This is a genomic window from Rhizobium sp. Root708 (genome assembly GCF_001429725.1).
Lineage (GTDB): Bacteria > Pseudomonadota > Alphaproteobacteria > Rhizobiales > Rhizobiaceae > Rhizobium.
Genome location: NZ_LMHV01000023.1, coordinates 317,804 through 343,038, shown reverse-complemented (window position 1 = coordinate 343,038; position 25,235 = coordinate 317,804). Strand labels below are relative to the sequence as shown.

At 57.2% G+C, this 25,235-nt stretch carries 26 protein-coding genes and 1 pseudogene; 14 read left to right on the top strand and 13 right to left on the bottom strand.

Annotation, left to right across the window (positions count from 1 at the left end):
- Nucleotides 1-141: 141 nt before the first annotated feature.
- On the bottom strand, nt 142-1,440 hold the full coding sequence (locus ASE04_RS16030; protein WP_056818936.1) for a flagellar hook protein FlgE: 1,299 nt from the start codon (nt 1,438-1,440) through the stop codon (nt 142-144).
- Nucleotides 1,441-1,472: 32 nt separating this feature from the next.
- Nucleotides 1,473-1,907, bottom strand: coding sequence for a hypothetical protein (locus ASE04_RS16025; RefSeq protein WP_056818934.1), 435 nt, complete (start codon nt 1,905-1,907; stop codon nt 1,473-1,475).
- A gap of 601 nt (nt 1,908-2,508) precedes the next feature.
- Here ASE04_RS16025 and ASE04_RS16020 point away from each other — a divergent pair.
- The 3 genes from ASE04_RS16020 to ASE04_RS16010 all read left to right on the top strand — a co-directional run bounded on the left by ASE04_RS16020 (nt 2,509) and on the right by ASE04_RS16010 (nt 4,766).
- Nucleotides 2,509-3,255: an SDR family NAD(P)-dependent oxidoreductase gene (locus ASE04_RS16020; RefSeq protein WP_056818932.1), complete on the top strand. Its 747-nt coding sequence runs from the start codon at nt 2,509-2,511 to the stop codon at nt 3,253-3,255.
- A 387-nt stretch (nt 3,256-3,642) separates the two neighbouring features.
- Nucleotides 3,643-4,413, top strand: a complete 771-nt coding sequence (locus tag ASE04_RS16015; RefSeq protein WP_443216874.1) for an alpha/beta fold hydrolase — start codon at nt 3,643-3,645, stop codon at nt 4,411-4,413.
- Between the two features lie 89 nt (nt 4,414-4,502).
- Entirely contained in the window at nt 4,503-4,766 is a 264-nt protein-coding gene (locus tag ASE04_RS16010; RefSeq protein ID WP_056818930.1) for a LuxR C-terminal-related transcriptional regulator, read from the top strand.
- A gap of 62 nt (nt 4,767-4,828) precedes the next feature.
- On the opposite strand, the gene ASE04_RS16005 is transcribed toward ASE04_RS16010, so the two are convergent.
- On the bottom strand, nt 4,829-5,080 hold the full coding sequence (locus ASE04_RS16005; protein ID WP_056818928.1) for a hypothetical protein: 252 nt from the start codon (nt 5,078-5,080) through the stop codon (nt 4,829-4,831).
- A gap of 109 nt (nt 5,081-5,189) precedes the next feature.
- On the opposite strand from ASE04_RS16005, the gene ASE04_RS16000 reads away from it, so the two are divergent.
- Nucleotides 5,190-5,624: a hypothetical protein gene (locus ASE04_RS16000; protein WP_056818925.1), complete on the top strand. Its 435-nt coding sequence runs from the start codon at nt 5,190-5,192 to the stop codon at nt 5,622-5,624.
- 51 nt (nt 5,625-5,675) lie between these two features.
- Here the strand turns inward: ASE04_RS16000 and ASE04_RS15995 are convergent, their stop codons facing one another.
- Nucleotides 5,676-6,428, bottom strand: a complete 753-nt coding sequence (locus ASE04_RS15995) for an SDR family oxidoreductase (RefSeq protein WP_056818923.1) — start codon at nt 6,426-6,428, stop codon at nt 5,676-5,678.
- A gap of 265 nt (nt 6,429-6,693) precedes the next feature.
- Between ASE04_RS15995 and ASE04_RS15990 the strand changes: the two genes are divergently transcribed.
- Together ASE04_RS15990 and ASE04_RS15985 are read left to right on the top strand one after the other, a co-directional pair.
- Nucleotides 6,694-7,332, top strand: coding sequence for a response regulator transcription factor (locus ASE04_RS15990; protein ID WP_056818921.1), 639 nt, complete (start codon nt 6,694-6,696; stop codon nt 7,330-7,332).
- A gap of 270 nt (nt 7,333-7,602) precedes the next feature.
- Nucleotides 7,603-8,364 (top strand): SDR family oxidoreductase, encoded by a 762-nt coding sequence (locus ASE04_RS15985; protein ID WP_056818919.1) that lies wholly within the window; start codon nt 7,603-7,605, stop codon nt 8,362-8,364.
- 334 nt (nt 8,365-8,698) lie between these two features.
- On the opposite strand, the gene ASE04_RS15980 is transcribed toward ASE04_RS15985, so the two are convergent.
- From ASE04_RS15980 to ASE04_RS15965, 4 genes are all read right to left on the bottom strand, one after another.
- The gene (locus ASE04_RS15980) at nt 8,699-9,667 is read right to left on the bottom strand and encodes an alpha/beta fold hydrolase (protein WP_056818917.1); all 969 of its coding nucleotides are present in this window, start codon (nt 9,665-9,667) and stop codon (nt 8,699-8,701) included.
- A 150-nt stretch (nt 9,668-9,817) separates the two neighbouring features.
- Nucleotides 9,818-10,408: a hypothetical protein gene (locus ASE04_RS15975; RefSeq protein WP_156408809.1), complete on the bottom strand. Its 591-nt coding sequence runs from the start codon at nt 10,406-10,408 to the stop codon at nt 9,818-9,820.
- 200 nt (nt 10,409-10,608) lie between these two features.
- Nucleotides 10,609-11,328: a winged helix-turn-helix domain-containing protein gene (locus ASE04_RS15970; RefSeq protein ID WP_056818914.1), complete on the bottom strand. Its 720-nt coding sequence runs from the start codon at nt 11,326-11,328 to the stop codon at nt 10,609-10,611.
- Nucleotides 11,329-11,390: 62 nt separating this feature from the next.
- On the bottom strand, nt 11,391-11,810 hold the full coding sequence (locus tag ASE04_RS15965; RefSeq protein WP_056818911.1) for a cupin domain-containing protein: 420 nt from the start codon (nt 11,808-11,810) through the stop codon (nt 11,391-11,393).
- A gap of 88 nt (nt 11,811-11,898) precedes the next feature.
- Between ASE04_RS15965 and pdxR the strand changes: the two genes are divergently transcribed.
- Nucleotides 11,899-13,308 (top strand): MocR-like pyridoxine biosynthesis transcription factor PdxR, encoded by a 1,410-nt coding sequence (pdxR, locus tag ASE04_RS15960; protein WP_056818909.1) that lies wholly within the window; start codon nt 11,899-11,901, stop codon nt 13,306-13,308.
- A gap of 116 nt (nt 13,309-13,424) precedes the next feature.
- On the opposite strand, the gene ASE04_RS15955 is transcribed toward pdxR, so the two are convergent.
- From ASE04_RS15955 to wrbA, 5 genes are all read right to left on the bottom strand, one after another.
- Complete coding sequence (locus tag ASE04_RS15955; RefSeq protein WP_056818906.1) at nt 13,425-14,585, bottom strand: adenylate/guanylate cyclase domain-containing protein; 1,161 nt, start codon at nt 14,583-14,585, stop codon at nt 13,425-13,427.
- A 413-nt stretch (nt 14,586-14,998) separates the two neighbouring features.
- Nucleotides 14,999-15,370: a response regulator transcription factor gene (locus tag ASE04_RS15950; RefSeq protein ID WP_056818904.1), complete on the bottom strand. Its 372-nt coding sequence runs from the start codon at nt 15,368-15,370 to the stop codon at nt 14,999-15,001.
- Between the two features lie 72 nt (nt 15,371-15,442).
- Nucleotides 15,443-16,081: a response regulator transcription factor gene (locus ASE04_RS15945; protein ID WP_056818902.1), complete on the bottom strand. Its 639-nt coding sequence runs from the start codon at nt 16,079-16,081 to the stop codon at nt 15,443-15,445.
- Between the two features lie 86 nt (nt 16,082-16,167).
- On the bottom strand, nt 16,168-18,240 hold the full coding sequence (locus ASE04_RS15940) for an ATP-binding protein (protein ID WP_056818900.1): 2,073 nt from the start codon (nt 18,238-18,240) through the stop codon (nt 16,168-16,170).
- A gap of 123 nt (nt 18,241-18,363) precedes the next feature.
- Entirely contained in the window at nt 18,364-18,993 is a 630-nt protein-coding gene (gene wrbA / locus ASE04_RS15935) for an NAD(P)H:quinone oxidoreductase (protein ID WP_056818898.1), read from the bottom strand.
- A gap of 373 nt (nt 18,994-19,366) precedes the next feature.
- On the opposite strand from wrbA, the gene ASE04_RS15930 reads away from it, so the two are divergent.
- The 7 genes and pseudogenes from ASE04_RS15930 to ASE04_RS15905 all read left to right on the top strand — a co-directional run bounded on the left by ASE04_RS15930 (nt 19,367) and on the right by ASE04_RS15905 (nt 25,016).
- Nucleotides 19,367-19,795: a CBS domain-containing protein gene (locus ASE04_RS15930; RefSeq protein WP_056818896.1), complete on the top strand. Its 429-nt coding sequence runs from the start codon at nt 19,367-19,369 to the stop codon at nt 19,793-19,795.
- 100 nt (nt 19,796-19,895) lie between these two features.
- Nucleotides 19,896-20,516, top strand: a complete 621-nt coding sequence (locus ASE04_RS15925; protein WP_056818894.1) for a glutathione S-transferase family protein — start codon at nt 19,896-19,898, stop codon at nt 20,514-20,516.
- Between the two features lie 55 nt (nt 20,517-20,571).
- Nucleotides 20,572-21,210, top strand: a pseudogene (locus tag ASE04_RS32060) (mechanosensitive ion channel family protein); the annotation flags it as partial.
- A 282-nt stretch (nt 21,211-21,492) separates the two neighbouring features.
- Nucleotides 21,493-22,074 (top strand): cyclic nucleotide-binding domain-containing protein, encoded by a 582-nt coding sequence (locus ASE04_RS31625; RefSeq protein WP_244490436.1) that lies wholly within the window; start codon nt 21,493-21,495, stop codon nt 22,072-22,074.
- Between the two features lie 128 nt (nt 22,075-22,202).
- Nucleotides 22,203-22,916: a nitroreductase gene (locus tag ASE04_RS15915; RefSeq protein WP_056818890.1), complete on the top strand. Its 714-nt coding sequence runs from the start codon at nt 22,203-22,205 to the stop codon at nt 22,914-22,916.
- A gap of 107 nt (nt 22,917-23,023) precedes the next feature.
- Nucleotides 23,024-23,947 carry a LysR substrate-binding domain-containing protein gene (locus ASE04_RS15910; protein WP_056818889.1) on the top strand — a complete coding sequence of 308 codons (924 nt, stop codon included), beginning with the start codon at nt 23,024-23,026 and terminating at the stop codon, nt 23,945-23,947.
- 148 nt (nt 23,948-24,095) lie between these two features.
- Nucleotides 24,096-25,016, top strand: a complete 921-nt coding sequence (locus tag ASE04_RS15905) for a LysR family transcriptional regulator (protein ID WP_056818887.1) — start codon at nt 24,096-24,098, stop codon at nt 25,014-25,016.
- Nucleotides 25,017-25,235: the final 219 nt, after the last annotated feature.

Sequence of the window (25,235 nt, the reverse complement as noted above, 5' to 3'; positions counted from 1 at the left end):
ATGAGTTGTGTCAGCATTTTACTACCGGATATCGACGCGTCGCCGACGGTACAGAACGACGCTTAATTTCGGGTTCTTGTGGGAAAGAATTTTGGAAGCGGATGCCGGGCGGAATACCGATTTCGCCCGGCATCGCGACCGCTATCGCTTGAGGTTTACAAGAACGTCGAGGATGTCAGAGCCGGTCTGGAATACCTTGGAGTTCGCCGTATAGCTTCGCTGAGCCTCGACCATTGTCGTGAGCTGATCGGCGAGATCGACGTTGGAGCCTTCGAGAGATCCGGAATTGATGACACCAAGGCCGTTCGTTTGCGGAAAGCCGGTTACTGTAACGCCCGAGTCTCCGTTCGCCGCGTAGACGTTGCCATTCAGCGGTGTCAGAAGATCCGGGCTTGGGACCGTCGCCAGCGGGATACGATAGATGGGCTTGGGGTCTGCAGATTTATAGATCGCGTAGACCGTGCCGTCCTTGTCGATCTTGATATCCGTTACGGCGCTCGGTGCCTGTCCATTCAGTCGACCATTTCCCGAGAAGTCGGAGGCGACTTGTCCCATTTTGCTGAAATCCATGTCGATCGTGTTCCCCGTTATCGGATCGCTGATGGTGACCTCGCCGGTGCTCGTCTGCTTTCCGTTCTTATCGAAGGTTAACGTCTGCACGGCGACCGCGTCGTTGGCGTAGGGGAAGGGGCTGGAGCCGGCCGCCGCATCGGCGTTTCGGAATACGGCGACCTCCCATGTGGCATCGACCGGGGGAGTGGCGGTCGGGTCCCCCGCCGAGGTCTTTGTGAAATACAGATCGTACATCACTGTGTTTCCGAGGTTGTCGTAGCCGACGACCGACATCTTCTTGGTGTCCGCGGTCGTGCTGGATGGATCGTTCGCGCCCGGAAGCGTGTCGGTTCCCGTGGGGGCCACCTTCGCGTTCGAATTCAGATTGCCTTCAAAGGATCCGGAATCCGACGGCCTAGCGACAAGGCCGCCAAGGTTCTTAATATTGATCGGCACAAGGCCATCAAAGCCGTTGACCACGACGGCCGGAGATCCGGACGTGTAGGGGTATCCCATCAGGGTATATTGAGCCGAGTTTTTCAGATTGCCGGTGTCGTCAGGAAGGAAGTCGCCCGCGCGGGTCAGAACAGTCGACCCGTCGTCGCCCTGGACGATGAAGAAGCCGTCTCCCTTGATGGACAGGTCAGTGCCCGAGGTCGTCGATGTGTAGTTGCCTTCCTGGGAAATCGAGTATCGCGTGGTGCTCTGAACTCCTCCCGAGTTATAGTTGCCGGACGAGCCAGGGATGACAAGCGTCGAGAATGCGATTGTCGCGCTCTTGTAGCCAACCGTGTTGACGTTCGCGATGTTGTCGGCAACCGCACTCAGACGATTTGCCTGGGCGTTCATACCCGATATTGCGGTTTTCATGCTGCCAAAAATGCTCATTGAAAGTGCTCCTGAAGTAGTGACTGGAAGGTTTAGGCGCGGGGGTTGCGAAGGCGCTCGGCAAAGCCTCGATCGAGGTGCCCGACACTGACGGGGAACATTTTAGCGAGCCCTTCGCCGAGTTCGGTTTCGTCGACCCAGCCCTTGCCTGTCGTGTCGATGGACCCCCATCGATCCTCGTTCGCGGCCGTATCATTTGGGCGGTCGTTAAGTTCGGCGAGGCGCGCCTGGCCGTTCATGTACTCATCCTTGGTCACCTTTCCGTCCTTATCGGAGTCCGCCCAGTCGAGGGATTGCCTGGCCATGCGCGCGTGAAAGCCTGCAACGAGTTGGTCGTCACTCGCGGTCGGCTTAACCTTTGGTTGTTCAGACGGAAGCAAGGCCATCTTTTCGTCGGCGATCGACGGTGGCCTGAGGTTCGCGGTTGAAAACACACTATAAATCGAATTGTAGGACCCAACTTTCATGACGCTCCATTTCCCGTTGATGGCGGTAGGTGGGCGCAAGCTGGGTCGAGTGGCTTGCTTCAAGCTTGCCAAAAACGAGTATTGGCTAGCCATGTTGCAACCGCAACCATATGTATATTTATGATTGTGGTGGTGGCGAAAGCTCGCGTCAAAATGCGCACTCAAACGAGCGTATAGCTGTACGGAATGTGATGCCCGTGGCCTATTGCTCTTCTCAGAAGCAAGGGTACCGAGATGACTCGAGGAAGGCTGACAACGGCCGCGGTGCGTTCTCGATGCTCGGTAGAGATCGCGATTTCCCGCAGTGCTCGGCCCGGTTTCCCGGCAGGTGTCGGGACATAGTATTGCGGTCCACGGCAACGGTACGGGTGGTCAATCCGTACCGTTGCCGCACAGCCTAGCGCACGATCATGAGATCGGGCGTTGTCACAGTATCCAGCTGTCGCGATCCCCTTTTCGAAAGGCGCGACCAATCCGCGTAGCTGGCTGCACTGCGAAGTCATTCGGCAACTTCAGGAACGAATGATGTTCCGGTCGGGCGGCTAATACCGATCGTCCCGGACGCGTATCTCAGTGACATCGAGAAACGGAGCAGTGGAAAATGAAATCGTTAGCTGGAAAAGTCGCAATCATCACCGGCGGAAACAGTGGCATAGGCAAGGCGACCGCCAAGCGTTTCGCGGAGGAAGGCGCGCAGGTTCTCATTACTGGTCGCCGCCAGGATGTCGTCGAGGCCGCGGCAGTGGAAATCGGCCAAGATGCCTGGGGCGTTTGCGGAGACGTTGGCGAGCCCGACTTTCATAAACGGTTGGCAGATATGGTGCAGCGGAGGTTCGGTGCCGTTGATATCTATGTCGCAAACGCGGGCGTGATAAACCTCGAAGGCTCGGCGACAGTCACGGAGGCCGAATTCGACCGGCATTTCGACATCAACGCGCGCGGCGTCTTCTTCGGGGTGCAAGCAATTGCACCCTTGATCCGCGACGGCGGGAATATCATCGTCACCAGTTCGCTCGCAGCCACCAAAGTACTTCCGCAGCACACGGTTTATGCGGGCTCGAAGGCGGCGCTAGCGGCTTTCGCGCGGAATTGGGCGCTTGAGTTCAAGGATCGTCGTATCCGGGTCAACATCCTGAGCCCTGGCCCCGTCGAGACCGAAATCCTGGGCAAGCTCGGGGTGAGCGATGCTGACCGCCCCGGGTTCCAGGCCCATATGGCGGGCCTCATCCCCGCAGGTCGCATGGGACGACCCGAAGAGCTCGCCGAGGCAGCACTGTTCCTCGCGTCAAAAGGCTCTTTCGTCAACGGTGTGGAACTGATCGTCGACGGCGGAATGCATCTGACCTGAGACCGAATTTCATCGACCCGCTTCAAGGCGGGTCGATGTCGGACTAGCCCAGCTCAGCCCCTCGACCGCCAATGCTACTTCTACAGCAGGCCGGGCCCGCATTCGTTCGCGGAACACCACCAGCGACTTCGGCGGTGAGAACAACGATCGTGTCGCTTACCGTTTGATGCAGTGTGTCGTTGCGCTTGAGGGGAACAAAAGGCCAAACGAGCTCCATTGATTGCCTTAGCAAACCTTTGTTTGGGTTGAGGTGCGAGGGGGCGGCAACGAAACTGTTTTCGCCGTTTGCCGTCAGATCAGACACGAAACGCTTCCTACCCAAAATGATCCACCAAGTGCCGACGGCGGGTAGGGCCTCTAAACATCAAAGGAAAGCAGATGCGCAACATCGCACGGCTCGCGGTCGCGGCGGGCCTCTATATGGCATCCTCAATCATGGGGAACGCGGATACGCCGAAGCCGACAATCGTCTTGGTTCACGGGGCCTTCGCGGACTCGTCCAGCTGGAACCTGGTGGTGACCCGTCTCAAGAAGGATGGATACCCTGTCGTGGCCGTCGCCAACCCTCTGCGTGGCGTCAAGAGTGATGGGGATTACGTCGCCAACGTTATCAAAAGCGTGAAGGCTCCCGTTGTTCTGGTCGGACACTCCTACGGCGGTTCCGTCATAAGCGACGCGGCAAGTGATGCCCACAACGTTAAGGCGCTGGTGTTCGTCGCCGCTTTTGCGCCCGAGAAAGGTGAGTCAGCTGTAGACCTGTCCAGCAAATTTCCAGGCAGCACGCTGGCACCTACTCTGGCGTCGCCCGTCGTCTTGCCTGGCGGCGAAAAGGATCTTTACATCGATCAGGGCAAGTTTCCCGAGCAATTCGCAGCCGACGTTCCGGCTGCTACTGCACGCCTCATGGCCGTAGCCCAGCGACCGATTACCGACGCGGCGCTGGCCGAGCCGGCTCCCGCAGCAGCCTGGCAGGCTATCCCGTCATGGTTCATCTACGGTGACGCAGACAAAAACATTCCACCAAAGACCCTGCAATGGATGGCTGAGCGAGCAAAGTCGCGAAAGACCGTCGCCGTCGAAGGTGCTTCTCATGTCGTCATGATCTCTCACCCCGGCGAAGTGACCAAACTTATAGAAGAGGCTGCGTCGGCGAACTGATAGCTGGAGGCAGGAGCTACGCTGGCCAAGGCTCCTGCTTCCAAGTCCGTCCGCCAGCAGCCGACAAGAACGAAAGGCGGAGCTCTACCATGGCGCATCAAGCAAAGCTGCCCGGCGTGAACTTGGCCGCACGGCTTGCGCGGCCGAGCGGGATAACGCGACTATTGATCGAAACTCTGACACCTCGCGAACGCGAAGTGATGGAATACGTCCTTATCGGAGAAACCAACAAGCAAATCGCGCAGCGTTTCAAGGTTGGCGAGATGGATGATCAAGCTCCATCGGAGCCGGATGATGAAGAAAATGGGGCGGGTTCGCTGGTGCAATTGCTAAAAATGCACCAGTTCCTCTAAGGCAAATCGAGATGGCGTCAGGAGCCGGCTTCTCTTTGTTCTGAACCAAAAATACTCGGCGATTAACCTCTGGACCCCAGCTCAGCGACGGCCGCGAGGTCGGCGTCACCGTTGCGGGCAACGGTATCTTCGACGTGCAGCAGCAAGTACGGCATACCGGTCTTGGCGAGCGCGGAGTCGACATCCTCCACTTCTGCTTCGGTCTCGATGGCGACAAGGTGCTTTTCGTCGGACACGACGCCCGCAAACTGTAGAAGCGCGTATTTCGCATCGAAAAGCTCCCCATTGGGAAGATAGGCTATAAATTTCTGCAAGGTCTGCTCCCACGCCCTGTTGTTGCGCTCAGTGCCCAAACCTTTGTTTGGGAAGTTTCGAGTATGTCACGGTGATAATTTCTTCGGCAGTCAACCGAAGGAGAATGAAATGCAAATCGTCAAATTTTCTGTGCTCGCAATGGTGTGGTTCAATGTGATCCTAGCCGCCTGGCTTTCGCTGCACATGCTTTATGATCCCGAAGGCTGGTACTATTTCGTTCCGGGCGTAACCGATACCGGGTTTTACAACCAGCATTTCATTCGTGACATCGGCATTATCCAGGGATTCATTGCGCTGGCTTTCGCGATCGGTACTTTCAAGCCCGAGCGCCGAGTCGAACTCTGGGCAGCCGCCACCCTCTGGCTGATTGCCCACGCGTGCTTCCATCTATGGGAAGTCGCCGTTGGCATATGCTCGGCCTCGGTCATCGTGCGTGATTTCCCCGCGGTGAGCCTCCCGGCGCTTTTTGGTATCGCGGGCACTGTTTGGGCTTGCACGAATCCTGGGATGGCGGGGAAAAGAATGGCAGCTGTTCGCCTTTGATCGGAAACCTCCAAAGCCGTTGCCGGAGCCATGCTGGTTCCGGCGATCTTCTCAAGCACGCAGGGTCCTCGATAGCCAGTCGTGGTATGTCAGCTTTCCGCGAGCGGCAGGAATTGATGGCACCAGACCCTCATGGCGCACCGAAACCCCAAAATACGGTGCGTTTGGATCTGCCGTCACTGGCCTGTTATCCTCGGTAATAGTCATCAGTTCGTTCGCGAGTTCTACGAGATCTGCAGGTTCAGGACCTCCGATCTCTACAATCGAATTTCGAGGTTGCTCGGCGATAAGCTTCGCTATCCAGGCCGCCACTTCGTCGCCGGCAATCGGCTGAAGCCGAACCATCGGGAGGCGAATGACACCATTGTCCGCAGACGAGCCTACGATACCGCCCAGGAATTCGAAGAACTGCGTAGAGCGGACAATCGTGTGCGGCAAGCCGGAAGCACGGATCAGGTTTTCCTGGACGAGCTTTGCACGGAAATAGTCATTCTCGACAAGACTTTCGGCTCCGACCACCGAGAGGGCGAGATAGTGCCGGATGTTGTGTTTCCTCGCCGACTTCAGCAGATTGGTTCCTGCTTGCTTGAAGAAGCCGAGCGCGTCTCCACTGCCAAACGAACCGAAATTCGTGACGTCTATTACGGCATCCGCACCATCGAACGCTTCGTCCAGGCCCTTGCCCGTCAACGCGCTTACTCCAGTGCTGCTGGATGCCTCGACGACGTTCCTCCCATCACGTTCGAGATACTTGACCACCCTTGAGCCCATCGTGCCGCTAGCGCCGACCACTACCACCTTCATGTCAAACTCCATAAAATCTGGGACGATGGATCGTAGGAGCTTGTGGTCCGCGTTGCGACTAAACGAAGTTTTGCCTTGACCCAGGGACTTCGATGCCGCGCATTCTCGCAGCCCGCAATGGCCGGAGAAGAGGGTGACGCGGAGGAACCTAAACGAAGGTTTATGATCAAGATCGGACCGAGCTGTGGTATATCTGCGCGCAGGGTCAAGGTTGACCAAGGGCCGACCGTGGCAATCGCAGGGGCCTGAGATGCGGGGTAGCAATATGCAAATCGCGAATGGGAAACCGGGCGTGCCCGCCGAACCCATCGTTTACGTCGTGGATGACGACGAGGAGATGCGCGAGGCGCTCCTTGATCTCTTCCTGGTTACGAAAAAGCGTGCTTCCGCATTCTCTTCCGGTTCGGAGTTCTTCCAGTGCGCCGACACCACGGCGCCGGGATGCGTCGTCGTTGATTTGAGGATGCCTGGCTGTACAGGCCTCGACCTGCAGGATCGTCTCATTTCGATAGGAAGCAAGCTCCCTGTCATCTTCCTGACCGCGTTCGCCGACGTGCCCACCAGCGTTCGTGCGATGAAGGCGGGGGCTACCGACTTTATAACCAAGCCGTTCGTCAATCAGGACCTTCTTCAGGCTGTCGAGCATGCCATCGAGATGGACAGCAAGCGCCGGGACACGGACGCCGAGGTTGAACGGGTAAGGGGGCTTGCCGAAACGCTCACGCCCCGTGAGACGGAGGTTATGCTGGCTGTCGTGCGCGGTCTGATGAACAAGCAGGCGGCTTACGAGCTTGGCATCAGCGAGATGACCGTAAAACTGCACCGTATGAGTGTCATGCGTAAGATGCAGAGCCGCTCGCTACCCGATCTGGTCCGTAAGGCAGAGATGTTGCTGCGGAACTGAACAGCAGGATCCAGTCCCCACTTCCTTCGATAAGAGCGAAAACGGAAACGTTCGCGCACAGCCGCGGAGCCGATGCGGGGTATCCCCAACCTACGTTTAGCTATGCTGTCCGGCTTATTCTCCTAGACTTTCGGCGGGTCAGATCCCTCGGTCGCAGAGCAGATTAACTCTCACGGAGCGGTCGAGCGTCCAAGGCGACAGGGACTGACCGTGTGTGTCTATTGCGCCAGTTCCGGCGCAATGGATGGATCACCATAATAGGAGCGAACAATGAAAATCGTCGTGATTGGCGGAACCGGCCTGATTGGTTCGAAACTCGTGAAGCGCCTCGAGACCAAGGGCCATGAGGTGATTGCCGCTTCTCCGGCGTCCGGTGTGAATGCGGTAACCGGGGAGGGACTTGCTGAGGTGCTCGCGGGGGCGCAGGTCGTTGTCGATGTTGCGAACTCTCCATCCTTCGAAGACAAGGCAGTTATGGAGTTCTTCCAGGCATCGGGGCGTAACCTGCTGTCCGCCGAAGCCGCTGCCGGCGTGAAGCATCATGTGGCGCTATCGGTCGTCGGTACCGACCGGTTGCAGGACAGCGGCTATTTCCGAGCCAAGCTGGTGCAGGAGAACCTTATTCGGGAATCGAATGTTCCGTTTACCCTGGTTCACTCCACCCAGTTCTTCGAGTTTATGTTCGGCATCGCTCAGTCCGGTGTGCAGGGTGACAAGGTCCACCTTTCTCCCGCGTTGATGCAGCCAATCTTTTCCGATGATGTCGCGGACGCGCTCGCGGAAATCGTGTTGGGCTCACCTTCGAACGGAGTGAAGGAGATTGCAGGACCGGAGCCGATCCGCATTGCGGATGCAGTCGAGAAGTACCTGCGTCAGATCGGCGACAAGCGCGAGATCGTCGTCGACAACAAGACACCGTATTTCGGCGCGGTCCTCGATGACAAGACGCTGATGCCGACTGCTGGCGTACTTCTGGGTCGGACGGCTTATTCCGAGTGGGTGAAGACGGCCACCCCGCCACCAGCCCGTTGATTGCAGCCGTAATCGGCGATCTGCCGGGTATCTAAAGTGAATGTGGGATCGAGAAAAGCTTTTCGGTCCCGCTTTTCTCAGTAACCGGTGCCGGTGTTGCGGCAGCCGCAGACGCGTAGCACATTGATCGATGGTCGTTTCATCGACGCCATTTCTATGGCGCTTTTTCTCGATGAGCCGGATTGTTGCCAGCGGTCTGATGTGTAAGCGAATCTCCCGCGGCCGCGCACTGCCTGGAGTCGAGTTGAAGGTGCGCACGGGCTGACGGCAGTATTGAAAAGCTGAGTTTGAGAATCGATGGGGGGCGTTCGTTGCCGAGCGCCCCCCAAGGCTGTTAGGCCTGGATGAATGCAAGGATGTCAGCGTTGATGACATCTGCATGAGTGGTAGCCATGCCGTGAGGCAGCCCCTTATAAATCTTCAGGGTCGGCTTTTTGAGGAGCTTCGCGGAAAGCTCGGCGGAGTCGGCAACTGGGACGACCTGGTCATCATCGCCGTGGAGTACGAGCGTCGGTACGTCGATGATCTTGAGGTCCTCGGTAAAGTCGGTCTCAGAGAACGCCTTGATGCCGAGGTAGTGCGCGTTTGCTGCTCCCGTCATGCCCTGTCGCCACCAGTTCTTGATCATGGCGTCGTTGGGCTTTGCGCCATCGCGGTTGAAGCCGTAGAACGGGCCGCTTGCCACGTCAAAATAGAACTGCGAGCGATTGGCGGCGAGCGCAGTGCGGAACCCGTCGAAGACTTCCACCGGCAGGCCGCCGGGATTGGATGGCGTTTTGACCATAATGGGAGGTACTGCCCCGATGAGCACCAGTCTGGATACACGACCCTTGCCGTGACGTGCCGTATAACGCGCTGCCTCACCGCCGCCAGTCGAATGACCAACGTGGATCGCATTGCGAAGATCGAGGTGCTCGACCACTGCGGCGACGTCTGCCGCATAATGATCCATGTCGTGGCCGTCGCTTACCTGGGCAGACCGGCCATGTCCTCTGCGATCATGTGCGATGACACGGTAGCCCTTGCCGAGGAAGAACAGCATCTGATTGTCCCAGTCGTCTCCGCTGAGCGGCCAGCCATGGTGAAACACGATAGGCTGCGCGTCTCTTGGACCCCAGTCCTTGAAGAAGATCCGGGTACCATCGCTTGCGGTGACAAAGTGGTCGTCGCCGGAGGTCACTGCTTGAGCCTTCTTTTTGTTTGCCGCGGTCGCCGGCTTACCGCCGACCGCCGCGGCTGCAGCGAGTGTCAGTGTTCCTGCCACGACGTTGCGTCGCGTCGCGCTAAGAGAAGATCTGTTCATCGTTTTCTCCACAATAAAGTAAGGATTTATTGTATTGACCGTCAAAATAGAGTGCCAATACAAGAAAATATATTATATGTATTGATTTTATATCGTAACTATACGTACGTTATATATGCGCCGATGGGTGTTTAGCTGATAAAAACATAACTATATAAGCAACCGTGGAGTTACGGAATGACGGCCGTTTGCCGATTCCGGCATTGCCGCCAACGTCTTCTCGACCGGCAGGTTCTCTCGCCACTCGTATAGATCGGTTCCAGCTTGATGATCTCCGACTATGAGGTCTCGCTCAACAGCGAGGAAAAACTCGGCATGTATCCGGTCGCTGAAGCCAGCAAACAACATGCGCTGCATGCGCGAAGTTGAATGCCGTTCTCGGACTTCGATCTCGACGATCCCGATCGTCGCATCCCAATGCGCGACCGTCAGCGGGTTCTTTTCGGATCGGAGAGCGAGATCCGAATACGCGTAGATTTCGGGTAGTTCGAAGAACTCATCAATCTCGGCGCGTCCGACTTGCTCGTGGTCCGGCTGCCAATTGTTGAGACTCAGAGGCCCCATATGATACTCGGAGAAGAGTTGTCCCTCCTCTACGCGATCCCGGCATCTGTAACCAAACCCGTTTTTGCACAACGCAAGTTGGACATCAGCACTGTCGAATGCGAAGGGTCTGTCGCGGATGCGATCAATGATCCGTTTTAGATCTCGCAGATAGTCCGTATAGGAAGTGACAGCCATGATAGGACCCATGATGCCCGCATCCGTCGACGATTGACGTCGTGATCGGACGGCGCTGATGATCAGGTAAAACTGTTCCTGCGAGCGACCGCCAGGAAACGATCTGACGTTCCCTTGAGACGCTTTGCAGTCCCGCTTGACCCTAAATCTCTAGCGACGGTGCTTAAAGCTATACGGAAGTTTGCGGTCGTTCGCCGAGGCTACCGTCGGGGTGGGTTTCTGAGCTCGAAGGCGACCTCGCTATCGAATAAATAGCCAGAGCCGCGTACCGTCCGGATCAGTCGCGGCTTTGCGGAATTGGGTTCGACCTTTCGACGGAGCCGCAAGATCAGGGCATCCAGACTACGGTCGACGATTTCCCCCTCATGAAGTCTGCTTGCGGAAAGCAAACGCGCCCTTGTCAATATCGTCCGCGGACTGGCTAGAAATACCGTCAGCAGGTTGAATTCCGCAGTTGTCAGCTTGATCTCACCGACTTCGGGATGGGTCAGTAATCGTTGACGAAGGAAAAGCTCATAGCCGCTGAACGTGTACGAACGCCGGTCTTGCCGGAGGTTGGAGGCCGGTTTGTTTCGTATCGCGGCCTTTAGGCGGGCAACAAGCTCGCGGTTTCCGACCGGCTTGCAAATGTAGTCGGTCGCGCCGGCTTCCAGGCCGCGAACTTTTTCCTCTTCTATGGTTTTCTCCGCCCCGACGACCAATATCGGCGCGTCGGTAACTCCCGTGAGATGGCGGATGACGCTTACCATTTCGTCGATCGCTATCTCGATCAGGAGAGCGTCCACCACCTCCCGGGCGAGAATGCCCAAAAGGTGGTTGCTTTCGGTGACGTGGGTGGCGCGCATATCGTGTCGCCCCATGAGCTCGGTAAATTCCAACCTCGTCGCCTGATCCCGATCGAGTACCAGGACGTGCTTCATCAAGAGCTCCGCGGATGCTGCTTTTCGAAATTCAGGGTGTCTTGGAGAAAGCTGCGGCGCGACTACGGCTTGATGTCCGTCACCAGGTTCTTCTCATCGCTGTCGACAACGAAAACGGCAAGGAGTTTGGCAGGTTCGGTGGTGCTGGCGTTGGCACTCACTCCGTGGCGATCTCCCGGAAGCTCGGAGAAGTTCTCCCCGGCCTTAAAGATTTTCTCCGGGCCGTCATTGACCTTGCTCTTAATTGCGCCCTCGAGAACCGTCGCGTAGATGAACGCCGATTTGGGGTGAATATGTGCCGATGAAGAGCCGCCCGGTCCATACTCGACGAGTACACCTTTCATGCTTTTTCCCGGCACGTTCGGTAGCGGTTGATCGAAGACGATCGATATTTTCGCGGACGCTCCGTGGACGTCCGATGCGTTTGCCGTATGCGTTGACAACGATGCGGCGGCCAGTATCAAAAGGGCTCGGATAAACATGTCGACTCCTGCAAAGTGAATTTTCGCGACCTTGGTCCACGGTGCCGAAACCCGATAGGCCCAATAAGATAGAAAGGCGTTGTACCGAATGACGGGTGCGTTTCTCCCGTTGGTGAACCGTGAGCATAAGGTCTCGATTACCCAACAGATTTTCATTGGTATGCGCACGGCGATCTTGAGCGGCACGCTCGAAAAGGGATCGCGCCTTTCGTCCTGGCAGGACCTTTCGGTACAATTGGGCGTGTCTCGGGGGACCGTAAAACGGGCCTACGATCTGCTGAAAGATCACGGCTTCATCGTCACCAAGGGACGGGGTGGAAGCTGGGTGTCCACGGCACTCCCCGTGGGGGCGATCGAAACCACGCCGCAGGCGCGCGCACCTCGGGGATTGTTCTATGATTTCGAGGAAGGCCCCCAGTACTTTCAGTTGGGCGTTCCAGCGCAGGACCAATTCCCGTCAAAAGCCTGGCACGGTGCCTGGCGCAGGGCGATCGCAGCAGAAAGTTCGCGACCGCAGATTTACCCCGATCCAAGAGGGCTGCTTTCGCTGCGGCGCGAGGTGGCGGGATATCTGGCGACTGCCCGTAGCTACAGCTGTCATCCCAGCCAGGTCTTTATTACGTCAGGTTTCGCCGGCGCGCTCGGAATTGTGCTTGGCGCCATGGGATTTCGTGGCAGCAGAGCGTTCGTGGAGGACCCCGGATTCCCCCGCACGCGGCACGCGCTGCAGCAAGCCGGAGTGGAGACCATCGCGGCGCCTGTTGATCGCGAAGGGGTGAGGCTCCCATTTGGCGAAGAGGGTGCACAGCTTGCGGTTATAACTCCGGGCCAACAAGCACCGCTCGGAATGCCTCTGTCTGCGACCAGACGCGCAGAGATACTGCATTGGGCCAACGAGACTGACGCCTGGATCATAGAAGACGACTACGCCGGTGAATTGCAGCTGTCGGGGAGGGCATTGCCGGCTTTGGCTGCCGATGACAGATTCGGCCGGGTGTTCCACATCGGGAGCTTTAGCAAGACGCTCAATCCAGGTCTGCGGCTTGGCTTCCTCGTCGTGCCTTTAGCGCTTGCCGACATGTTCGGTGCATTCGTGGGGCATCTCGCGCCGGCCGGCTCGGTTGTCGCCCAGCAAGCGGTGCAGAACTTCATGTCTGGCGGGCACTTCTACAGGCATCTTCGACGGATGAAAGCGTTGTACGCTCGACGGAAGGCGTTGCTGGTCGAGAACCTATGCCGCGAGATTCACCCTGGAATTCGTTGCGAGTATGAGGGAGCGCTGTCGGTTCGATTGTTCTTCCCGAGATCCGCTGATGATGTGGCGATCGCGGCGGAAGCCCAAAGGGCCGGCCTCGGCGTGCTTCCTCTTTCTCCATGGTATCAATCTCATGGCCCCGGAAAAGGCCTGCTCCTTGGAATTGCGAACGTCAGGGACCGCACAGTTCGCGGAAAGTGCGAAATGCTGTCGCAGGTCATTTCATCCCATACGTCAGGTTAGCTTGATCCAAGACCGCGCCGACCAGTGGCCCAACTCTCCTTGGAACAACGAAGTGTCGCGGTGTTAGGCGAAACGCCCTCCGACACAGCAGACAACCCATTTGATAACGCCGATCCTCAAATCCTGAGGGCGTGTACCTCGATCATTTCATCGAAGCCCTTGACGCTGTGCATTCCGAGGCAATCCGTCTGCCCCGCGCATCCGGCGGAAGCCACGAAGTCTCCCGAAATCAACACGGGTCTTTTTAGCTGCTTCGTCAAAGTTTCAAGCCTCGAAGCGAGATTCACGGCGGGACCAATGACAGTGAAATCCAATCTTCGCTTGGAACCGATGTTTCCATACATCACTTCGCCGACGTGAACCCCGGTCCCGAACTGGACCGGAAACTTCGCGGAATTGCGCCGCGCCGAAGCCTCGTAAGCGGCGGTCAACGCTGCGATCAGCCTCTGACATGCGCCAGGTTCGTCAAGGGGAAAAACCGCGAGCAAACCGTCGCCCATGAACTTCAGGATCTCGCCGCCGTGCTTTTCGATCGGATCGGCCACCAGATCGAAGTATTCATTGAGGATGTCGATCACCTGATCTCGGTGTTGGCTGCCGGAAAGAAGAGTGAAGTTCCGCAGATCGCAAATCATAATGGCTGCGCTCAAGGTCGTCCCGCTTCCCCGGGTCGTCGCGCCATCCAAAATTTGTTCGCTGGCGTGCGGTCCGACATAGGTTTGAAGCAGCGTTCGCGCCAACTGGTTTTTGAGACGGATTTCGGTGATCAGTGAGAAAATTGGCAACACGCTTCGTATCAGGGCGATGTCTGCGTCGTCGAACCCCGTCGGCCTGTCCGTGGCAAACGTAATCAGATGCCGGCGGCCTTGTGTGTGGTCGAGCGGCCAGGCCGCATAGTCGGTGTGACCTTGCTGGCGTAGCTCTTCGTATATGGGAAATATGTGAGGTCCGTGGATTTGAATCTTCTGACGGACCTCGTTTCCGGTGGCTATCACCACGCGAAACGGACTTCTCAAGAAAACGTCGGTGGCCTCAACGTCATAGGCAACCGTGTGAACATCCGCGTCGGGGTGTCCTCTGGTCCAGATGACGCGAGTGCCCAGCCACTGCGGATGATGAACTCTGAAGTGCAAGGTCGCACGGCTTAACGCGATGCCGGCTTTCACAAGGCGCTCGCAGAGATGCACGAATATCTTTTCGGACGCGGCTTCGTCTCGAAGGCCTAGCGAGAGCCATTCAATGACCTCTAACTGCCGATCAGGTGTTTTCGCGTTCATCTCTCGCTCCTCCCGTCGAAGGCAATGCCAGACCCAGGTCAACGAGACCAGAGCTCACGTATAGCCGCATGTTCGGTTTCTCATGCCCGCTTGGACTGCAAATTAGGTGCAGGATCCTCATGGACTTTCATTCTCGCGATTTTCGAGGTCCGGCAAACGGTCGGAAGTGTGATGTTGAATGGGAACCCCGAGGGATATGCTTGGGGTATATAGATCGGAACTAGAGATCGTTCGTTGGCAGAGAGGCGGTTCCGCGCGGCCTCCTTCCATAGCGATTTCGCCAGGCGGATGAAGCCCCTGAAGCCCCGCTCTCCAAACACGATGCTGCACTCCCGTTGCAATGCACAGGAAACTACGCGCTCCGGCAATCGAAATGAACTATACGTCCGTTTGGGCGCTGAGATCCGCTATGCTTAATACCTGCTCTTGGTGGAGATAAATGCGAGAAGGTCGGCGGAGTTGATGGGCTTTTCGAGAAAGCCCGCTGCGCCGCCACGTATCGCCGCCGCCTTGGTCCTGCTGTCAGCGAACGACGTCATGATACACACCGGTGGCCCGCCCTGTTCGACCAGCGATTCCAATAGTTGGAGACCGCTGGTGCCGGGCATTTTGAGATCGGCGAGCACGCAATGCACTTTGGTCGCATCACCGGATGCGAGAAATTCGTCCGCGGAGCTATAGGTCTTGCTGTCGATGCCCATTGCGTCGAAGAAGTCGTGCAGTGACTCAAGTACGAACCGATCATCGTCAACGATTGCGACTGTGGGGTGTGGCTTGGGACGCATTGAACCTCTGATTGTGACGTTGGCCGTGACAGGCCTGTCCTTGTGTTGTTTGTCGGGAGGTTAAGACTTTTCCTAGCCGATGAGTTCAAACTGGCGGACGAGTTCCGCGAGGGATTTCGCGCGCATCTTTCTCATGCCGCTGCCGCGGTGAAGCTTGACCATGATTTCGCTGATGCCGAGTTCGAACGCGATTTGCTTGTTCATCAATCCGCTCGCCACGAGACCGAGGATCTGTATTTCGCGTGGCGTGAGCGCCTCCGCGCGCGTTCGCATCTCCATCCGGTGGGCTCGCTCTTGCTGCTTGCTCTCATCCAGATATAAGGCGGACTTTATGGCATCCAGCAGTTCTTTCGTTCGAAGCGGCTTTTCAAGGAAGTCGACCGCACCGGCTTTCATCGCGGTCACGCTTGTCGCCACGTCGCCGTGTGCGGTCATGAAAACCACGGGAAGGTCATAACCGTCGCCAGTCAGCTTCGCCTGGAATTCAATGCCATTGACACTCGGTAACCGGACGTCGAGGAGCACGCATCCCGAGGCGGCTGTCGACGCTCTTGCAAAAAAAGAAGCCGCGTCCTCGAACGCTTCCGCCTCGATATCCAGTGCTTGGAAAAGGTCGAGCAGCGACAGTCGAAACTGTTCGTCGTCCTCGACGATGTGGACGACCTGAGGGGGCAACACTAGGCGCTCGGCGGGTTCGGCAACCTCTGCCATGACGGGTCCTCCAACCGGAATTGATGGCATCAGATCAGCATTCATTGTACCATCCTGTCCTCCTCAATCAAGTAAACCAAAGTTTGCTATCTATCTGCAATTAAACGAGGAAATGTTTCAATTGCAACCTCTTGCGAGGTGTCGGCGACCGGTAACGCAACGGTAAACACGGCACCTCGCACTCCCTCGTTGGCAACCGTTATCGTTCCGCCGTGATCGGCAATGATCGACCGGCAAATGGCGAGCCCCATTCCCATCCCGTCCGGTTTCCGCGAGAAGAAACCGTCGAAGATCTTGTCGATGTCGTCAGGTTGAATCCCTCCACCGGAATCCCTGACCACGAGCGATACCGTGTCCGCCGTGGGGGCTGTCTCGACCGAGATCTCGCGAATACCCGGGTTGGTCGCCACTATCGCCTGTATCCCATTGATCAGAAGGTTAACGATCACCTGTTGGACCTGGACGCGGTCGCCCAAGACTCGCCGCAGGCCGCCTGCAAGCCGTGAGCTAATGGCTATGTCATGCGCTTGGCTTTCCGATCTCACGAAAAGAACGGATTCTCGGACAATGTCGTTCAGATCGACTAGGTCGCGGACGGGATCGGATTTTACGGCCATATCCTTTATTCGCCGGATCACCTCGTTAGCCCGATGCGCGTTCTCCATGATCCGCGCCATGATGGTCTTGACCTTCGGCAAGTTTGGTTCGTCTCGGGCCAGCCACCGGATTCCTGTATCGGCATCGGTAACGATCACGGACAGCGGCTGGCGCACCTCGTGGGCTATCGATGTCACCAATTCGCCAAGAGCTGAAATGCGGGCGGCGTGAGCGAAGTCGGCTTCTATCTTCCTCAGTTGTCGTTCGATCCGACGCTGCTCCGTGACGTCGATCATCATGATCAGCGTCTTGTCCAACTTCTCGGGATATTGGGGAAACGTGACATAGAACAGAACGTCGAGCAACTCGCCGTCGAACGTGAGGATTTTCATTTCTTCGCTGTAGTTCCTTTCACCACCGAAGTGGGCAATCACCACGCGAGCCGCTGCAGCAGGTGTGCCGGCGAAAAGATATGATACGTCCCGCAGGCAGTCTTCTCTTCGTTGTCCTCGAAAGAGACGCATTGCACTGTCGTTTACCTCGGTGACCACAACCGCCTCGCTGGCAAAGCGAACCATGTCGGGTTGCGTTGCAAGGTAGTCTTCGATGTTATCGACGCCGGATGCCTTGAGCCTCTCGATGACGCCACTCATGACACGAGCATCTACCTGCCACACGGGGAGAGGAATGTTGTCGATGAGGTTGCGGTAGCGTTGCTCGCTCGCGGCGATTTCCCAGTAGGTTTCCGGATCGCTCCACGAGCCTGTCACGCTGACTGAAAGGAGAGATGGATGATCTGCGTCGGCCTGCCAGACGGTAAGTGTGTCGGGTCCGACGATCCTTCTAAGTATCGCGGTGTCGCGTTCCGCTATCGGCAGTACCGCCAGCGTCATTTCGAGCAGGGCATCCCTGTGGTTCTTCGGCCAGCAGCGGTACGCACTCTTGCCGATGACCGCGATCGGGGAGCCCTCGTTTGCGAACAGCTTGGCGGCAGTGAGGTTAAGGTCTTTGATTTTGAGATGGTCGGCTACCAAACGAGGATCGGTAGAGGATAGATGGCTCGCTCCGCTCTCGGTGTCGCCGTTCATTTTCCGGAGCGCGGAGGTCGCACCCGATACATCGATACTCCAAACGGCTACCCAGTCTCTTTGGATGCCGACCGAATGGCCCTCGACTATGCGCGGATCTGCCCGGCGGGCGAACTCGATGAACAGGTCCTTGGCGGTGTCATCGCGTCGATGGGCCCTTACTCGAATTTCGACGAGCACAGGCACCCCATCCGCCATACGTCGCTGCACAATACCCTGCCATGAGCGCCTTAGCACTATCTCGTCGCGTGTCGGTCCATCGCCTGATGTCCGAAATAGCTCTGCCGCGGTCTTTCCGACCGCCTCTAAATTCACGATGCCGTATAGCAGGTGCGACGCCTCGTTCCAATGAACGATGCGACCGTCCGCGTCATAGACAACAATGCTTTCGCTTGACCCGTCGGTGATTTCGGCGGTCAGCTTGTCCATGACACGCCTTGTGCAATCGACATCCATGTTGATCTGATCGGCCATAGCACTTGTTCAACAATCCGCTGGTAGCTACTCGCTCTTACTCGGATTGCTCCGTTGGTTCCGTGGACGCCGTTCGGCGGTGTTGAGGGGCGGCGTGTCGACGACACACCGCCAGCCCCGTTGTCAGGCAGCAGCGGCGGGAACTTTCGCGTGGATCAAACCACGAGCCACCGCGGTGACGCGGCGACCTTGAAACCGCGCTACAGCCAGATGGTCATCATCGGGCTTCAGGCTGTCGCGGGCGGAAACGTGTGTTGCGCCGTAGGGAGTGCCGGCCTTGAACATGGCTGGATCCGAATAGCCGAGCGGGACGATGATGAGCCCGAGGTGGGCCATCGGAGTATAGATAGAGAGAAGGGTGGACTCGTTGCCACCATGGAGGGAAGAGGTCGAGCCGAAAACCGAACCAACCTTTCCATTGAGCTTGCCCTGGAACCAGAGGCCGCCGAGGCCGTCGATATAGGCCTTCAGTTCGGACGAGATAGAGCCAAAGCGGGTTGGTGTTCCGAATACGATGGCATCGGCCCACTCGGCGTCTGCTTCACTCGGCGCTTCGTACTTGCTATTCATAGCCTTGGCATTGTCGCTCCAGCCCGGCACTTGCGACATCACTTCGTCGCTGACGAGTTCGCGAGTGCGGCGGACGCGGACTTCGGCGCCCTCTTCGATCGCTCCCTGTGCAATTGCGTTTGCTAGAATTTCGGTAGAGCTGTTCCGCGAATAGAATGCGATCAGCACCTTGGGTTTCGACATATCTGCCTCCGGCTTGCTGCTGTTGGCCCGTGCCACAGCGTTGCGCGGAAAATGGCGAACCCTAACGGCCGGAAGAAGCCGTCAAATGCCGGACTGTGCGTCCAAAAATTTGGACGATGATATTTGGGATCTCCGCTTCATAGAAAGTTCCCCGCCCGCAGCGGGCGAATCCGGCCGCCAGCGTCCATGATTTTGGACGCTCCGTTTTCGCTGCGCCGACTTCTGGCCAAGCGATTGTGGCTCTACGGTTCGGCAAATCGCGCCATTCAAAACGCGAAGAAACGATAAAAAGCAAAGATGGGGACGAGGTCGAAGCAGTTCCGAGGCGCGACGGGTTTTGCAGTGAAACACCGATGAATGGGAGGAGGGCAATATGTCTGTACATGCGATTTTGATGGAAAAGGGATGCGATGTCGTCACCGCTTCAAGCACCGATACCGTGAAAGATGCGTGTCGTTTGCTTTATTCGAACCACATCGGCGCGATAATCATCGTTGATCGCGAGAGCCGCATCGAAGGCATTTTCACCGAACGGGATGTCGTTGCGGCGATCGCTCAGCATGGAACTGCTTGCATGGATATGGAACTTTCGGAAGTCATGTGGAGGAACGTGGTTTCCTGCACCCGAGCGACGAGCATCAACGGGCTGATGGATGTCATGAACAAGCACAGGGCGCGACATCTCCCTGTGGAGCAAGAAGGCCATTTGGTGGGCATTGTCTCGATTGGTGACGCCGTGAAGCATCACATCAGGGCAATCGAATACGAGTCGAATTACATTCGCTCATACATCATCGGTTGAACCGGGAACGTAAAATGCAATCTCAAATTTGATAGCCAGGCCCGTGGGTTAGAGGCTAAGCTGCGACTCGTTCGATCAGAGAGGCGAGGGGACGCACGCGATGCTTAGGCTCTATGACAGCCGTTACTCCGGCAACTCATGGAAGATAAGAATCCTGCTCAACCAACTGGGGCTCCCTTTCGAGAGACGCACGCTCAACCTAGAATCTGGCGAGACCAAGACCGACGCCTTCTTCGCACTGAGCCGTTTCAGCCGCGTCCCAGTCTTGGAACTCGAAGACGGCCGAACGGTGGTGGAGTCGTCCGCCATCCTTTTGTATCTAAGCGACGGTACAGAATATCTGTACGACGATCCGTACCTTCGATCTCAAGTCATCGGCTGGATGTTCTTCGAGCAAGGCGATCTTCAGCGCTATCTCGCCATGGCCAGAGTCTATCATATTCGTGGCTTGGCCGACAAAATGTCCCAGCAGATCGAGCGGCTGCATGCAGACGGCTATCTGGGGCTCGAAAAACTGGAGCGTTGGCTCGTTGGCCACGAGTGGCTGGCGGGTGATCGCTACACCGTCGCCGACCTGGCGGTCTTCGCCTATGTTTCGCTGGCACACCAGGGCCAATACCAAATGGAGCGGTTTCCAGCCATTTCCGCATGGCTCGCGCGGGTGAAGGCGCAGCCGGGATGGATCGATATATTCGACCAGAGCCCCTACCAATTGGTTTAATATCGGGGCAGCCCTCCAGGAGATAGGATTGATGGCAAAAATCCTCTGAAGGGCGATGGGCACGAGGTTATGTGGCCCGTCGCGAACGCGGGTCTCAATGCCTCAAGATACGTTCTTGCTCACTGTTTTGATCAACCTGCTCGGCGTCGCCGGTATTGTCGTCTGGCATCTGCAGGGACGCTCCAGGCCGAATGAACGCCTGGTAACCCAGATCGTATTTTTCCTCGCGATGACCGTGACACTCGTATTCGCGCGGATCGTGCCCTTTCGGTTTGATGCACCGCATCTTGACAGCAGTGGCTCTCTCACGGTCCTCGCCAAAATACTCTGGTGGACACACCTCTGTTGGGCGACCATCGGTTTTGTTCGGATTTACATCGTGCTTGACGGCAGGCCACGGGAAGCCCGCCTGATACAGGACCTCCTTGTCGCGATCGTTTACCTGGGCGTGTTGCTGTCCGTTATGGCCTTCGTTTTCGGGGTTCCGATCGGAACCCTTTTGGCGACGTCTGGGGTTTTCGCCATCATTCTCGGCCTTGCTCTGCAGAACACCCTTGGCGACGTCTTCTCCGGCATCGCCCTCACGCTTGGGAGACCTTACACGATTGGAGATTGGATATTGCTTCCAGACGCCACCGAGGGCCGTGTGGTCGCCAGCAATTGGCGTTCGACCTACCTCCTCACGAGCGCCCACAATCTTGTCGTGATGCCGAACAGCGTGCTTGCCAAACAGGGATTGACGAACGTTAGCAAGCCCGATGAAACACATCAGATCGTTCTCGCTGTCCGGATTGTCCCGACACATGCTCCCGCGTTTATTCAGAAGGTAATGTTGGAAGCGCTCAGCAGCTGTAACAGTATCGTCCAGGAGCCCCCATCGAGCGTGTCCCTGATCGGGATCGATGCATCCGCAATCGATGTTCAACTCTACTTCAGGGTCATGAACCCCGGACAGCGAAGTTCCGCTCGAAACGACGTGATCGACCTTGTTTACAGGCACTGCAACGCGAACGGCCTTGTCTTCGCGCGACCCCTGGGCACACAAGTTTTTCAAGATAGCGAGATCGCTGTCCCAAAGACTTCCGCACTGGCATTGCTTAGATCGATCGCGCTGTTCTCGGATTTGTCCGAGGGCGAACGGGAGCAGCTGTCTGCCGGCGCCGTCGAGAAGAAGATCGCGGCGGGGGAGGAGTTGCTGGCAAAGGGCTCGGTGTCTGGTAGGATTCTCCTTATCGGCGAAGGCGTCGTGCTGTTACGCGACCAAGGCGAAATCGTAGCGAGACTTGCGCCGGGCGACATGCTGGGAGCCCGAGGCGTGCTTGCAGGCCAACCCGAGAGCCATCAAGCTTTAACACTTACACCCGCTACACTCTATGAGATTGAAAAGGCGACCTTCGACAACCTCGTTACTGGCAGAGCCGGATTGGTCGAGGATTTGGCGCGGCGCGTAGAACATCATGGCTCGCAGAATGTTTCTGGGTCACCGCTCCCCATCAAGTCCGACGGAACGCGTGCGGACCTTGTCCACGCAATCCGGACCATGCTCGGGGGAAACTAGCGAAGTGAAGGAGCCGGGCGCGGGCATCGTTCAACTGAGTTGGACCATGCATACAAGCTCTGCAACTTCTGACACGTTGAAGAGCGATTAGTCTTCCAAGAGCTCAGGAAGACGAAGGGGGAGCTGTCATGCACGTCAATCCGAAATGGGACGAACCCGATTTCGATCGAGCAACCGTCGTTGATCAGATCATGCTGGAAAGGCGCGCCAAACGAGGATTTCTGGGTACTCCTGTCCCCACCGAGACTGTCATCGACATCCTCAACGCAGCCCGTTTCGCTCCGAGCTCGAGCAATACGCAGCCATGGCGATGCTATGTGCTCACGGGCAGCGCGCGCGACCGCATCACCACGAGAGCGGTCGAAAACTTTCGCGCCGGGCCCGAAAATCTGGTACCGGAGTACCCGTTTTTCCCGCAGCCGCTGCATGATCCGTTCATCAGACGCTTCAATCTTTTTCGCGGCCAGCTTGGGGATGCTGTCGGCGTCCCTCGGAGCGACAGATACGGCAGACTGAAGGATGTGGAACGGCAGTTCAGGTTCTTTGGAGCGCCCGTCGGTATGATCTTCACGATGGACAGGAAGCTCGAATGGGCGAGCTTCATCTGTTACGGATGCTTCCTGCAAAACCTGATGCTTGCAGCCAGAGCAAGGGGATTGGATACATGCGCCCAGCAGATTTGGTCGCTCCAGCATCATTTGCTACGCGAAGAGCTCGGATTTCCGGAGTCGGATATGGTGATAGCAGGCATGTCTTTGGGATGGGCGGACGATAGTCTTCCCGAAAACAACATGACGAACCACAAGTTGGCGATCGAAGACTTCGTTGAATTCGTTGGCTGAACGCACCAGTGACTTGACGTCACACCTAAGAGCCGCCGATTAATTGGGTCGTTGCGATGTCTGGCGATGACCTTTCGTGCTTTCATTCGCCAAACTGATAGGCGCCCATGCTCGACCTCAAAGACGTGTACTTCTTCGTCCAAGTCGTTGATCGCGGCGGGTTTACCGCAGCTGGCGAGAGCCTTCGTGTACCGAAGTCGACCCTCAGCCATCGAGTCCGGGAACTGGAGGACTCACTTGGCGTGCGGCTCATAAATCGCACATCCAGACAATTCGGTATGACGGATGTCGGAGCTGAATTTTACCAGTATGCGCTTCAACTGCTTCATTCAGCGGACACCGCCGAAGAATCCGTTCGCCAAAGACTGCACGAGCCAAGCGGAACGATCAGGATTACGACAGCGGTCGAGATTGCCCAGTTCGCTCTACGCGACGTGATTCCAACCTTCCTGAATCGATACCCCAAAGTGAGGATCGTGGAGATCGCTACCGATCGGCTGGTGGATATGGTTGCCGAGGGATTCGATCTGGCTTTGCGCGGGCATGTGGCCTCCCTCCAAAACTCCACTCTCGTTCAGCGGGGGATTGCCAGTGTGCCGTGGTATCTCTTCGCAAGTCCGGAGTATCTCCGCAACGCAGGAGACGTGACAGAACCAGAGGCGTTGTCATCGCACTCGACATTGGCGAACGACCGCCATGGTGCGGATTTGTGGCGCTTAAAGGGACCGGCAGGCCGCGAAGTCGAGGTTCCAATCGAGCCGAGGTTTCTCAGCAACAACATGATCGCCTTGAAGGAGGCCGCGTGCGCGAACCTTGGTGTCGCGGCACTCCCCGGATATATGTGTCGCGAGGAGATCGAGGCGGGAAGGCTTTATCAGATATTGCCCGGATGGATGGCGGCAGATGCCCGCATGAGCGCGTTGATACCCTACAGGAACGGGCTCCTTCCGGCGGTGCGGTCGCTGGTGGATTTCCTGGCGACGGAGGTCCCAAAGGTGACAGCCTTTACGCCACGGCTTGCCAGTGAATGAGCGACGGTATCGTTCCGGTCTACCCAAACATCAGTTTGGTACTCTTTGCGCAGCGGCGGGTCTATCGTCCGATGTCGGTCGGCCAATGAAGCACAGCCGGCACACACAGCGGTGGCACGGCCAACACTCGGTATAGGCGGAAATCTCGGTGCATGGTCTTCTAAATGAAGCCGCGGCATTGCTCGCGTTTTGTCGAACGGTCGAAACGGGATCGTTTACCGCTGCTGCGCGCAGCATGGGAACGAGCCCATCATCCGCATCAAAAGCCATATCGCGGCTCGAGGCAATTTTCGGTGCGAAGCTCCTGCGCCGCTCCACCCGAACGCTAACGCTGACGCATGAAGGAGAGGCGCTATACAAGTGGGTGCAACCAATCCTCGCCCAGATCGAGCAAGCTGGGGACGTTCTCCAATTTAATGAGAACACGTCGGGCCAATTGCGGGTCAGTTTGCCCGGTGAATTCGGCCGCCAGCTTCTCGCGCCGATTTTCGAAAGGTTCATGGCGACACATCCGAACATCTCACTGCAGTTGGACATGAGTGACCGCCACGCCGACGTTGTCCGTGATGGCTATGACGCAGTCTACCGAGTCGGTTATGCCGACGAGAACTCGCTTGTTTCCCGAACTCTGACGCACTTGGAAATGGCCGTGGTGGCTTCGCCGTCGTTCACTCAGACCCACGACAGTTCGATTGGCATCGACACGCTTCGCGAGTTGCCGTTTGCTCGATATTCAATTGACGGACGGGTCTATGCCGTTCAACTGGCCGATGGAACCGAGTTTGTGCCGAAGGGCCGACTGGACCTCGATACTGCTACGGCTATCCGCCAGGCAGCGAAATCGGGGCTTGGCCTTGCGTATGTAATCAAGCTGATAGTGCAGGCCGACCTCGCTGGCGGCTCGCTGGTGGAGGTCGTCCCGTCGACGATGCTGAAGCCGATGCCCTTCCAGGTTCTTCACACGTTAGGCAGGATGCCGACACAGCGATTGCAGGTGTTTACCGACTTCGTCGCCGAGACGATTAAAGAACTGCAATTGTCTGCGCCCACGTCGTCGTTCAAAATGTAACCGGCGCGCGTCAACATCTCTTCGACTTTCTGCTACGGTATGCTCCTATTCGTTGGGAGGGGCCCGGCGGAATTTCGCTTCAGCTAAGCGTGACGAGGCAATGCAAGAACGTAGTCCGCCATCGGCGAACGACTTAGTCGGGCTTACCCGTTGGCAGCGTATAGCCGCGGCTAGCACCGTGGCTTTGTTGGTCGGCGCAATCACCCTGTTTCTGTCTGA